14 protein-coding genes are annotated in these 11,335 nt (G+C 49.8%); 13 read left to right on the forward strand and 1 reads right to left on the reverse strand.

Going from position 1 to position 11,335, the window contains the following annotated elements; translation table 11 throughout:
- Positions 1-6: 6 nt before the first annotated feature.
- The 13 genes from ACTHUM_RS04775 to ylqF all read left to right on the forward strand — a co-directional run bounded on the left by ACTHUM_RS04775 (position 7) and on the right by ylqF (position 10,821).
- Positions 7-609, forward strand: a complete 603-nt coding sequence (locus ACTHUM_RS04775; RefSeq protein ID WP_004520056.1) for a hypothetical protein — start codon at positions 7-9, stop codon at positions 607-609.
- Positions 610-613: 4 nt separating this feature from the next.
- Positions 614-1,024: a hypothetical protein gene (locus tag ACTHUM_RS04780; RefSeq protein WP_004520057.1), complete on the forward strand. Its 411-nt coding sequence runs from the start codon at positions 614-616 to the stop codon at positions 1,022-1,024.
- A 111-nt stretch (positions 1,025-1,135) separates the two neighbouring features.
- Positions 1,136-2,338 (forward strand): tryptophan synthase subunit beta, encoded by a 1,203-nt coding sequence (gene trpB, locus ACTHUM_RS04785; RefSeq protein ID WP_004520058.1) that lies wholly within the window; start codon positions 1,136-1,138, stop codon positions 2,336-2,338.
- Positions 2,339-2,531: 193 nt separating this feature from the next.
- On the forward strand, positions 2,532-3,437 hold the full coding sequence (locus ACTHUM_RS04790) for a DMT family transporter (protein WP_004520059.1): 906 nt from the start codon (positions 2,532-2,534) through the stop codon (positions 3,435-3,437).
- Positions 3,438-3,489: 52 nt separating this feature from the next.
- Positions 3,490-4,779 carry an adenosylmethionine--8-amino-7-oxononanoate transaminase gene (bioA, locus tag ACTHUM_RS04795; protein WP_070588287.1) on the forward strand — a complete coding sequence of 430 codons (1,290 nt, stop codon included), beginning with the start codon at positions 3,490-3,492 and terminating at the stop codon, positions 4,777-4,779.
- Positions 4,776-5,432 carry a dethiobiotin synthase gene (bioD, locus tag ACTHUM_RS04800; RefSeq protein WP_004520062.1) on the forward strand — a complete coding sequence of 219 codons (657 nt, stop codon included), beginning with the start codon at positions 4,776-4,778 and terminating at the stop codon, positions 5,430-5,432. The genes bioA and bioD overlap by 4 nt, the downstream gene beginning before the upstream one ends.
- Positions 5,422-5,916, forward strand: a complete 495-nt coding sequence (locus ACTHUM_RS04805; protein ID WP_004520063.1) for a chorismate--pyruvate lyase family protein — start codon at positions 5,422-5,424, stop codon at positions 5,914-5,916. The genes bioD and ACTHUM_RS04805 overlap by 11 nt, the downstream gene beginning before the upstream one ends.
- A gap of 173 nt (positions 5,917-6,089) precedes the next feature.
- Complete coding sequence (gene ubiA / locus ACTHUM_RS04810; RefSeq protein WP_049336445.1) at positions 6,090-7,010, forward strand: 4-hydroxybenzoate octaprenyltransferase; 921 nt, start codon at positions 6,090-6,092, stop codon at positions 7,008-7,010.
- Positions 7,011-7,278: 268 nt separating this feature from the next.
- Positions 7,279-7,728 carry a PTS IIA-like nitrogen regulatory protein PtsN gene (gene ptsN, locus ACTHUM_RS04815; protein ID WP_039862228.1) on the forward strand — a complete coding sequence of 150 codons (450 nt, stop codon included), beginning with the start codon at positions 7,279-7,281 and terminating at the stop codon, positions 7,726-7,728.
- 3 nt (positions 7,729-7,731) lie between these two features.
- A complete protein-coding gene (gene hprK / locus ACTHUM_RS04820) occupies positions 7,732-8,694 on the forward strand; it encodes an HPr(Ser) kinase/phosphatase (protein ID WP_004520066.1) in 963 nt (320 codons plus the stop codon).
- Positions 8,675-9,529, forward strand: a complete 855-nt coding sequence (gene rapZ / locus ACTHUM_RS04825) for an RNase adapter RapZ (RefSeq protein WP_004520067.1) — start codon at positions 8,675-8,677, stop codon at positions 9,527-9,529. The genes hprK and rapZ overlap by 20 nt, the downstream gene beginning before the upstream one ends.
- A gap of 34 nt (positions 9,530-9,563) precedes the next feature.
- Positions 9,564-9,788, forward strand: a complete 225-nt coding sequence (locus ACTHUM_RS04830; protein WP_039862229.1) for a protocatechuate 3,4-dioxygenase — start codon at positions 9,564-9,566, stop codon at positions 9,786-9,788.
- Positions 9,789-9,879: 91 nt separating this feature from the next.
- Positions 9,880-10,821 (forward strand): ribosome biogenesis GTPase YlqF, encoded by a 942-nt coding sequence (ylqF, locus tag ACTHUM_RS04835; RefSeq protein WP_049336447.1) that lies wholly within the window; start codon positions 9,880-9,882, stop codon positions 10,819-10,821.
- Positions 10,822-10,876: 55 nt separating this feature from the next.
- Here the strand turns inward: ylqF and ACTHUM_RS04840 are convergent.
- The coding region (locus ACTHUM_RS04840) for a LolA family protein (RefSeq protein ID WP_440402797.1) at positions 10,877-11,335 on the reverse strand (459 nt) is incomplete at its 5' end.

The following is an 11,335-nucleotide window of genomic DNA, read 5'->3' on the forward strand; positions in this document are numbered from 1 at the left end:
ACATATATGCAAGAGCCAATCGTTGAATCCCACCCCTTCGCAGCCTTGTTGCCGCCGCAGGCAACGATCATGATGATGGGGACGTTTCCGCCTAAAGAAGAAAAACACGCGATGCAGTTTCATTATCCGAATTTCCAAAACGATATGTGGCGCGTGTATGGGCTGGTGTTTTTTGGCGATGTGGCGCATTTTCAAAGGCAGGGCGAAAAGGCGTTTGATGCCGATAAAATCAAAGCGTTTTTAAGTGAGAAGGGCATTGCATCCTGTCCGACCGTGTTGAAGGCCATACGCGAACATGGCAATGCTTCGGATAAGTTTTTAAAAGTAATAGAAACTGTCGATTTGGCGGCAGTATTGGCGCAAATGCCCGAGTGCCGCCATCTTTGTACCACCGGCGGCAAGGCAACCGAAGTTTTGTTGGAGATTCAAGGCAACGGTATGAAAATGCCGAAGATCGGCGAAACAGTGCCGTTCCCCTATGCTGGACGTGAGTTGACCCTGACGCGCCTGCCTTCGACTTCGCGTGCCTATCCTTTGAGTTTGGCGAAAAAAGCAGCGGCGTATCGGGCTTTTTTTGAAATGGCTGGATTGACTGTTTTTCAGGAGTAGAGCGATGGACCGTTATGAAATCTCTTTAATGACGTTTATGGCTTTGTGGTGGCTTTTTAATGTCGTCTCAGTGTGGCTGAAGGCCAAACAATGGCATATCAAGGTATTGTTGGGCGGAACGCTTTTGTATGTGATACAAATATCTGCAGTCGTTATGTCTGTTAACGGCCTTAATTGGATATTTTTGAACGTAAGCACTATAAATACCAATGAGTTGATTATTGCTTTGCTTGTGCTTAACTTTTTGGGTTGTTGGTTGCTGGCACTGTGGCTGGGGATGTTGGCATTAAAAATATGCCTGAGAAACAAAAACGAAGAAAAATATATCGCGCCGCCGTTGGGTACGGCATTGATTGCAACATCGAGCTGTACGCTGTTGTTCCTATTTTGTCTGCTGATATTATTATTCAATTAGTTGCCGACAAGATGAATGGAAAACGGCTATAATTGCTGACAATTTTACTTTCATACGGCCTTGTACTGAATCAGGCCGTCTGAAACCATAAAACGAATAAGGAAAAATCCCATGAAAAATTATTACGCTCCCGACGAGAACGGCTTTTTCGGCGAACACGGCGGCCTGTACGTTTCCGAAACCCTGATTCCTGCTTTGCAAGAATTGGCAGAAGCCTATAAAGCAGCGAAAGAAGATCCTTCATTTTGGGAAGAGTTCCGCCATGATTTGAAACACTATGTCGGCCGTCCCAGCCCTGTTTACCATGCCGCGCGATTATCCGAGCATTTGGGCGGCGCACAAATCTGGCTGAAGCGTGAAGATTTGAACCACACCGGCGCGCACAAAGTCAACAACACCATCGGTCAGGCATTGCTTGCCCGCCGCATGGGCAAAAAACGCGTGATTGCCGAAACCGGCGCGGGTCAGCACGGTGTGGCTTCTGCCACCGTCGCCGCACGTTTCGGCATGACTTGCGACGTGTACATGGGGGCGGACGATATCCAACGTCAAATGCCCAACGTGTTCCGTATGAAGCTGCTTGGCGCGAATGTCGTCAGCGTCGACAGCGGCAGCCGTACTTTGAAGGACGCGATGAACGAAGCCATGCGCGAATGGGTGGCGCGCGTGGACGATACGTTCTACATCATCGGTACTGCCGCAGGTCCTACGCCGTATCCGGAAATGGTACGCGATTTCCAATGCGTGATCGGCAATGAAGCCAAAGAACAAATGTTGGAAGCCATCGGCCGCCAACCTGATGTTGCCGTTGCCTGCGTGGGCGGCGGCTCGAACGCCATCGGTTTGTTCCATCCCTATATCGAAGAAGAAAACGTACGTTTGGTCGGCGTAGAAGCAGGCGGTTTGGGCGTGGATACCCCCGACCACGCCGCACCGATTACCAGCAAAGCCCCTATCGGCGTATTGCACGGTTTCCGCAGCTATTTGATGCAGGACGAAAACGGTCAAGTTTTGGGTACGCATTCCGTTTCCGCAGGCTTGGACTACCCAGGCATCGGCCCGGAACACAGCCATTTGAACGACATCAACCGCGTGGAATACACTGTTGCCAAAGACGACGAAGCACTCGAAGCCTTTGATTTGCTTTGCCGTTTTGAGGGTATTATTCCTGCGCTGGAATCCAGCCATGCCGTTGCTTGGGCGGTGAAAAACGCGCCGAAAATGAGCAAAGACCAAGTGATTTTGGTCAACCTCTCCGGTCGTGGCGATAAAGACATTAATACCGTGGCGAAACTCAAAGGCATTGAGTTGTAAGTCTTATTGATTGAGCAGCAAAGGCCGTCTGAAAAAGCTGGATTTCAGTCTTTCAGACGGCCTTTGTTTCCATAATGATCAGCGTAGTATTTTATCCGCGTAAACTCTATCAAGTCTCGGCGGTTAAGGAAATTTATCCTTTCAAACTGCGCTTGTACGCTTTCTAAACTGATTATTCAAGTTATCCATCACCATGAAACATTTAGCAATCCATCTAAAACTATTGGGCATGGCGGCGTTTTGGGGCGCATCTTGGCCGATGGGGCGGATGCTGGGACAGGCGCTGCCGCCTTTAACGGGCGGTATGCTACGCTTTTTGACGGCGGCAATCTTGCTTTTGGGCTGGCTGTTTGCACGGTATCGGTTGCGTACTTTGGCGGTTTTGTCGCGCAAACAATGGCTTGGGTTGGCACTGGCGGCGGCATTCGGCGTATTTGGTTTTACTGTGTTGTCTATGCTGGGTTTGCAGCGGCTTCCTGCTTCAAGGGCGACGGTGTTGGTCACGTTCAATCCTGTATTGACGATGTTTTTTGCGGCTTTGCTATTTGGCGAGAAGCTCAACGGCAAGATTGTGTCGGGTATGTTGTTGGCAGTGGCAGGCTCGGTATGGGCGGTCACGCATGGCGAGATTGCGGCATTTTTGTCGGGCGGCGGCATAGGGTGGGGCGAAGTGCTGGTGTTTTGCAGCCTTTGCTGCTTGGTTACTTATACGATGATGGGCAGGGCGGTGTTGCAGGGGATTGATGCGCTGACGGTCACCGTGGCTACTGCTTGGCTGGGTGCAATGATGTTGTTGCCGCCTGCGTTGATTTCAGACGGCCTGCCGTTTGGCATGCTTGCCGAAATGGACGGCAGGGGCTGGTTTGCTTTAATTGGCCTGTCTGTCGGCGCAACGGTCTTGAGCTATGCGTGGTATTTTGAAGGCGTGAAGACTTTGGGCGCAGGCAGCGCGGCGGCGTACATCACTTTGGTGCCGGTATTCGGTATTTTGTGTTCCGCTTGGTTTTTGGGCGAGGCATTGCATGTTTCTTTGGTTGCTGGCTGTTTGGCAGCGGTGGGCGGATTGGTGTTGATGCAGTACGGAAGACGTGCCGTCTGAAATAGAAAATATGTTATATAATAATGAAACTGATCAAACCATTGTTTTCAACATGTCTGAACATTCCCCCCTGCTCGATTTCGACCGCACCCACCTGCTCCATCCCTATACGTCCATGACCGACCCGTTGCCTGTTTATCCGGTGCGCCGTGCGGAGGGCGTGCACATCGAATTGGCGGATGGTACGCGGCTGATTGATGGGATGTCGTCTTGGTGGTGTGCGATACACGGCTACAATCATCCTGTTTTGAATCAGGCGGTTGAGGCGCAGATTAAGCAAATGTCGCATGTGATGTTTGGCGGTTTGACGCATGAGCCTGCGGTAGAGCTGGGCAAGTTGTTGGTCGGGATTTTGCCGCAGGGGTTGGACCGTATTTTTTATGCGGATTCAGGTTCGGTTTCGGTGGAAGTCGCGCTGAAGATGGCGGTGCAATACCAGCAGGCGCGGGGTTTGACCGCGAAGCAGAATATTGCGACGGTGCGGCGCGGTTATCACGGCGATACTTGGAACGCGATGTCCGTCTGCGATCCGGAAACGGGGATGCACCATATTTTCGGCAGCGCGTTGCCGCAGCGTTATTTTGTCGATAATCCGAAAAGCCGTTTCGATGATGAATGGGACGAGGCGGATTTGCAGCCTGTCCGCGCCTTGTTTGAAGCGCATCATGCGGATATCGCCGCCTTTATTTTAGAGCCGGTCGTGCAGGGCGCGGGCGGCATGTATTTCTATCATCCGCAGTATCTTCGCGGATTGCGCGATTTGTGCGACAAATTTGATATCGTGTTGATTTTTGATGAAATCGCTACCGGATTCGGACGCACGGGCAAGATGTTTGCCTGCGAACACGCGAATGTCGTGCCGGATATTATGTGTATCGGCAAGGGCTTGAGCGGCGGCTATATGACGTTGGCGACGGCGATCACTTCGCAAAAAGTCACCGAAACGATTTCGCGCGGCGAAGCGGGCGTATTTATGCACGGGCCGACATTTATGGCGAACCCGCTGGCGTGTGCCGTTGCCTGCGCCTCGGTCAAGCTGCTTTTGTCTCAAGACTGGCAGGCAAATATCCGCCGCATCGAAAGCATCTTAAAAGGCCGTCTGAAAGCTGCATGGGACATTCGCGGCGTGAAGGACGTACGCGTTTTGGGTGCCATCGGGGTGATCGAGTTGGAAAAAGGCGTGGATATGGCGCGTTTTCAAGCGGATTGCGTGGCGCAAGGAATTTGGGTGCGCCCCTTCGGCAGGCTGGTGTATCTCATGCCGCCTTACATTATTCCAGACGACCTCTTGACCGAACTTGCCGACAAAACCGTACAAATCTTGAAGGAACACAGCAAATGAAAGGCGTTTACTTCGTTAGTGGCATAGACACGGACATCGGCAAAACCGTCGTCACCGGCGTGTTGGCAAAACAATTGTTGCAGCAGGGTAAAAGCGTGATTACGCAAAAGCCCGTGCAAACCGGTTGCCAAGACATTGCCGAAGACATCGTCGTCCACCGCAAAATCATGGGCATACCCATGCAGGAAGCCGACAAACAAGGGCTGACCATGCCCGAAATCTTCAGCTATCCAGCCTCGCCCCATCTCGCCGCCCGTCTTGACGGCAGGGCTTTGGATTTGGATAAAATCCGTACCACCACTCAAGAGTTGGCGACGCAATACGAAATCGTTTTGGTCGAAGGCGCGGGCGGATTGATGGTTCCGCTGACGGAAGATTTGTTGACCATTGATTATATTCAGCAACAGGCTTATCCCGTCATCCTCGTTACCAGCGGACGGCTCGGTAGCATCAACCACACCCTGCTCAGCTTCTCCGCGCTCAAACAATACGGCATCCAATTGCATAGTCTGATTTTCAACCATATTCACGACAGTAAAGATGAAACCGTTGCCGGCGATACCTTGGAATATCTTAAAGGCCGTCTGAAAGATGAGTTTCCCGAAGCCAAATGGCAGGAGTTGGCCAAAACAGAGGTGTCAGATGGAGCTTGATATACCGCGTGGCACGCTTTGTTCACATGCCGAAGCTTCAAGTCTTTTGTCGTCTGATGCTGAACATCTGCTGACCGTTTCTTCGTTAACTGCCGCTCTGCGCGCTTCCGGCAAGGAGTTTTCAGTCGAGCCGGTGTATTTGGGTTTGACGAAGGGTGCGGAAAACGGAGACGAAATCTTTGTACGCGATGTTTTGCTCAAACTGGACGGCGAAACAGTGATACAAGCCAGAAGCGCGTGCCGACCGGACAGCCGTCTATGGACAGAATTATTGGATTGCGGAACGCAGCCTTTGGGCGAGCGCCTGTTTGACGGTACATTGCCGTTGAAACGTTCGGATTTTGAGTTTCTTCGTTTTGAAGATTCCGACCATCCATCTTTCAGACGGCCTGTTACCGCGCGCCGTTCCTATTTTGATTGGAACGGCGAAACATTGGAATTAACAGAATATTTCTTATTGAAATTAATAGATTTATACCGCTAAGGCTGTCTGAAAATAAAACCAATTACCGATGTTTGTCATAATTCTGTTATAATACAATAAATTAAATTGTTAAGATCTGTTTAATTTTAGACGGCAATAAATTATAATAAGAGCTAAGGCTCTAAAAAACCTTTCCTTCCGAATCGATATATAAACAACGACACATTACATCAATGAACATAAGGCGATTTTTCCTACAAATTCTACCGCGTTACGCTGTCGGACGGATGGTGATATACGCCAAGCTGATGCGCGTCGACAAACCCATTGGTACACTGCTTTTGCTGTGGCCGACTTATTGGGCATTGTGGATTGCGTCTAAAGGCGTTCCCAACGCGGATATTTTTATTGCCTTTACCGCAGGCACATTTCTAATGCGCAGCGCAGGTTGCGTCGTGAATGACTTTGCCGACCGCAATTTTGACGGTGCAGTAGAGCGCACCAAAAACCGCCCGTTTGCCAAAGGTTTGGTTTCTAAAACCGAAGCGCTGCTTTTGACCGTCATGCTGTGTCTGATGGCGGCTTTATGCTTGGTGCCGCTCAACCGTTTTACTTGGCTGATGAGCCTTCCGGCCTTATTTTTGGCCATCACATATCCTTTCACCAAACGCTTTTTTCCATTGCCGCAGTTTTATTTGGGGCTGGCATTTTCGTTCGGTATTCCCATGGCCTTTGCCGCCGTGCAAGGCCGAGTGCCTCCCGAAGCATGGCTGATGTTTACCGCTAATGCCTTATGGACGCTGGCTTACGACACGATTTATGCCATGGCGGACAAAGAAGATGATTTGAAAATCGGTATTAAAACTTCGGCAATCACATTTGGTCATCACGATATTACCGCCTCTATGCTTTGCCATTTTTGGTTTACCGTATTGATGGTGGTGCTGGGTATTAAAATCGGCGCAACTTGGCCTTATTGGCTGGTATTGCCGATAACCGTTTATTGGCAGTATCAGCAGTATGCCGCTATCCGTACGCGCGACCGCCAGTTGTGCTTCCAAACATTTTTGGCCAACAACCGCATCGGCTTGGCGTGGTTTTGCGGATTGGTCTGCCATTATTTCTGGTTGTTTTTGGTTTCCAAATTGTTTTAAAAAACTAGGTTGAGGCCGTCTGAAAAGAAGGGAAAAGGGGTATGCCGGACATACCCCTTTTTATTTAAACCATGATTTAGCCAATGATGGAATTTTTACTTTAAATTAATTATAATCAAATGGTTGGATTATTTCCAGTTCGTTAAAAAATATCAAAAACAACATGGAAAATGTTAGCAGGGCGAGTGTAAATTACGCCTTCAGGATTGAGATTTGCACCGACAATCGGTACAATCCCATTGTTTTGCGACATTTAAAAGAGATACACATGAGCCTGATCGGCGAAATTTTACCTTTGTCCCATATCGTTTTGGATTTGGAAGTCAGCAGCAAAAAGCGTCTGTTTGAAGAGGCTGCACAGCTGCTGGAGAATGAAGCAGAATTACCGAATACCAACGTGTTCGACTGCCTGTTTGCCCGTGAAAAACTTGGTTCGACCGGTTTGGGGCAGGGGGTGGCGATTCCTCACGGCCGTCACGCATGCGTGAAAAAAGCCACCGGTGCGTTTATCCGTACCAAAGAGCCGGTCGCCTTTGATGCGCCCGACGGCAAACCCGTTTCCCTGATTTTTATCCTGCTTGTGCCTGAAAACGCTACCGGCGAACATTTGGAAGTCTTGTCCAAACTGGCCGGCAGATTCTCTCAAAAAGCCATCCGTGAAGCATTGATGGCCGCGACTTCTGCCGAAGAAGTACGCACACTCCTGACCGAAGAGTAATTCATGCCCAGCATATCTGTCCGCCGCCTGTTTTCCGACAATCAGCACAAACTCGAACTTGCTTGGGCTGCCGGCAATTCCGGCGCGGACAACCGTATCGGTGTCGAAGCCGATAAACCCGTCTTGGCCTTGGTCGGCCATTTAAACTTTATCCATCCCAACCAAATTCAAGTTGTCGGCGTAGCCGAAGCCGAATATTTACGCCGTCTGGAATCGGGCGAACTCAACTATGATTTCGGCGAGCTTTTCGACATTCCCATGTCTTTGGTCATCGTCGCCAACGGTTTGCCGGTTTCGCCCAAATTACGCGATTATTGCCATACCAACAGTATCCCCTTGCTGACTTCCAAACAGGAAAGCCCGCACCTGATGGACGTTTTGCGGATTTATCTGCAACGGACATTGGCAACTTCCACCATCAAGCATGGCGTATTTTTGGATGTATTTGAAGTGGGCGTACTCATTACTGGACAATCCGGCTTGGGTAAGAGCGAATTGGCATTGGAGCTGATTTCGCGCGGCCACAGCCTGATTGCCGATGATGCAGTCGAACTTTTCCGTACCGGTCCAGAAATGCTGGAAGGCCGTTGCCCGCCTATGCTGCGTGATTTCCTCGAAGTACGCGGCTTGGGCATACTCAATATCCGCCATATTTTTGGCGAAACCTCCATCCGTCCGAAAAAAATCCTCCAGCTGATTATTAATTTGGTTCCGGCCGACGACGGATACATGAAACAACTCGATCGATTGAGCATCCGTACCGAAACAGAGTCTATCCTCAACGTCAGCATCCGTTCCGTTACCCTGCCTGTTGCAATCGGTCGAAACTTAGCAGTATTGGTTGAAGCTGCAGTGCGCAATTACATCCTTCAATTGCGCGGTAAAGACAGCACCAAAGAATTCCTCGAACGCCATCAAACACAACTCAAAGAAAACGAACAAAACCATGAAAATCGTCCTGATTAGCGGCTTATCCGGCTCAGGAAAATCCGTAGCCCTCAAACAACTCGAAGATTCAGGCTTTTATTGCGTTGATAATCTGCCTTTGGAAATGTTGCCTTCGCTGGTGTTGTACCATATTGAACGCGGCGAAGAAACCCAGCTTGGTGTCAGCGTTGATATCCGTTCCGGTATCAATATTCAGGAAGCGCAAGAGCAAATCCAATATTTGCGTCATGAAGGGCATCAAGTCGAAGTCCTCTTTATTGAAGCGGAAGAGGGTGTGTTGGTTCGCCGCTTCTCAGAAACCCGCCGCGGACACCCTTTGTCCGGCCATAATCTGACTTTGTTGGAAAGCCTGCAAAAAGAACGCGAATGGCTCTTCCCGCTTAGAGACATCGCATATTGCATCGATACGTCCAAAATGAACGCACAGCAGCTGCGTTATGCTGTGCAACAATGGCTCAATATTGAACGTGTCGGTTTGCTGGTCATTCTTGAATCCTTTGGTTTCAAATACGGCGTCCCCAACAATGCCGACTTTATGTTTGATATGCGCAGCCTACCCAATCCGTATTACGATCCGGAATTACGCCCCTTTACCGGCATGGATAAGCCTATTCAAGATTATTTGGGTCAGCAGCCGTTGGCTCAAGAAATGGTTGATGACATCGACCATTTTATTAGCCGCTGGTTACCGCGCCTGCAGCAAGAGAGCCGTAGTTATGTGACGATTGCCATCGGTTGTACCGGCGGTCAGCACCGCTCCGTTTATGTTGTGGAAAAACTGGCCGAACGCCTCAAAGGCCGTTACGAACTCCTTGTCCGCCATCGTCAGGCACAAAGCTTGGCAGGACGCTAACTTGCCGTTTCAGACGGCCTCAAAGGAAGAAACCATGAAAAAAATCAGTCTGACCGCATTATCCCTGCTTATCTTGACCGCCTGTGCAACAGAACCTGTCACTGCTTACCGTTGGCACCGCACCGGCGCGAGCGAAGCTGAAGTTTCCCGCCAAATCAATACCTGCAAATCGCAAGTTCAAAATGGAAATACATCCAAGACGTTTGAGCAATGTATGGATGAAGCAGGTTATTACAGCTACGAGCATGGCAACCTCTAAATCCCGATTGACCGATTATCCAAATGCCGAGGCCGTCTGAAAAAATAATTGTTCAGACGGCCTCAGATACGAATAGAAAGAATAAAAAGACATGGCTATCCAATGGTTTCCCGGCCACATGAATAAGGCAAAAAAAGCCATTGCCGAACGCATTAAAAGCGTTGATATGGTGATTGAGATGTTGGACGCGCGTATGCCTGCTTCCAGCGAAAACCCCTTGCTTGCCCAGTTGTCCAAAGGCAAGCCAAAACTCAAAATCTTAAACAAGCAAGACCTTGCCGATCCCGAGCGTACCAGAGTTTGGCTCGAACACTACAACAGCCGCCAAGATACCCGCGCCATTGCGCTTGATTCTTCCGAAACTGGCGCGCATAGCAAAATTACCCAAGCCTGCCGCGCCATGATTCCGCATCGCCAAGGTATCGAGAAGCCGCTGCGTGTCCTGATTTGCGGTATCCCCAACGTCGGCAAATCCACCTTGATTAACGGCATGATCGGCAAAAAATCTGCCAAAACCGGTAATGAACCCGGTATTACCAAAGCCGAACAGCGCCTTTTCCTTGCAGACGATTTCTGGCTTTACGATACCCCGGGTATGTTGTGGCCAAAAATTATCGTCGAAGAAGGCGGCTATAACCTTGCGGCCGGCGGTGCAGTCGGACGCAACGCGCTGGATGAAGAAGAAGTGGCACTTGAGCTTTTGGATTACCTCCGCCGCCATTATCTGGCTCTGTTGCAAGAGCGCTATCAAGCCGACAAAGATCCAAGCAGCCATTGGGACGATACTTCTTGGCTGGAGTGGATTGCCAAAAAACGCGGTGCGGTTTTGAGTGGCGGACGGGTCAACTACCAAAAGGCCGCTGAAAATATCCTGACTGATTTCCGCGAAGGCAAAATCGGCAGAATCACGCTGGAAACGCCAAACCAATGGGAGGCTTGGCTGAAAAAAGCCAGACAGAAAGAGGCCGAACTCAAAGCCATTCGCGAAGCGAGAAAGGCGGAAAGAAAAGGGCAGCAGCCTTCAGCCGATTAATATAAAAGGCCGTCTGAAATCTATTTTCAGACGGCCTTTTGTTGGGATAGACAATTTAGAGGGCGGTACGGCTGAAGCTGTCCAGAGCTTTATCGGTTTGGATTTGGTTGAACTGCATGATGGTTTTGTCGCCTTGTTTTTCGTCCAATTCAATTTTTCGTACCAGCGTATCGCCGTTGATTTCGATACGGTTGAAGATTTGGCGGGTAATGGCGGTTTTCGGAGTCAGGGTCAACGTCCATTTTTTCTCGTTGCCGTTTAATTTCAAATCAAATTGTTTTTCCAAACCTTGGGTATTGCCGCCCAAAAGGTCGAGGAAGAGTTTGATTTGGCGGCTTTGGCCGTTGAGTTTGCTGGCATTTGGGTTGACCCATTGACTGCCGTTCCATTGCATGATGCCGTCTGAACGCACGCGCAGGGTGGTTTCAAATGGTTTTTGCATTTTCCAGAGCAGGCCTTTTTGTGGGACAAGGGTAAAGCTGCCGCTGGTGGTCATGGGTTTGCTGAGGGATTT

The sequence above is a fragment of the Neisseria sp. P0021.S006 genome (genome assembly GCF_051956895.1).

Coding starts and splice junctions, on each gene's coding strand:
- trpB (WP_004520058.1), top strand. CDS start 1,136: ATGAAAAATTATTACGCTCCCGACGAGAACGGCTTTTTCGGCGAACAC.
- ACTHUM_RS04780 (WP_004520057.1), top strand. CDS start 614: ATGGACCGTTATGAAATCTCTTTAATGACGTTTATGGCTTTGTGGTGG.
- ylqF (WP_049336447.1), top strand. CDS start 9,880: ATGGCTATCCAATGGTTTCCCGGCCACATGAATAAGGCAAAAAAAGCC.
- ACTHUM_RS04805 (WP_004520063.1), top strand. CDS start 5,422: ATGGAGCTTGATATACCGCGTGGCACGCTTTGTTCACATGCCGAAGCT.
- bioD (WP_004520062.1), top strand. CDS start 4,776: ATGAAAGGCGTTTACTTCGTTAGTGGCATAGACACGGACATCGGCAAA.
- hprK (WP_004520066.1), top strand. CDS start 7,732: ATGCCCAGCATATCTGTCCGCCGCCTGTTTTCCGACAATCAGCACAAA.
- ACTHUM_RS04790 (WP_004520059.1), top strand. CDS start 2,532: ATGAAACATTTAGCAATCCATCTAAAACTATTGGGCATGGCGGCGTTT.
- ptsN (WP_039862228.1), top strand. CDS start 7,279: ATGAGCCTGATCGGCGAAATTTTACCTTTGTCCCATATCGTTTTGGAT.
- ACTHUM_RS04830 (WP_039862229.1), top strand. CDS start 9,564: ATGAAAAAAATCAGTCTGACCGCATTATCCCTGCTTATCTTGACCGCC.
- ubiA (WP_049336445.1), top strand. CDS start 6,090: ATGAACATAAGGCGATTTTTCCTACAAATTCTACCGCGTTACGCTGTC.
- bioA (WP_070588287.1), top strand. CDS start 3,490: ATGTCTGAACATTCCCCCCTGCTCGATTTCGACCGCACCCACCTGCTC.
- ACTHUM_RS04775 (WP_004520056.1), top strand. CDS start 7: ATGCAAGAGCCAATCGTTGAATCCCACCCCTTCGCAGCCTTGTTGCCG.
- rapZ (WP_004520067.1), top strand. CDS start 8,675: ATGAAAATCGTCCTGATTAGCGGCTTATCCGGCTCAGGAAAATCCGTA.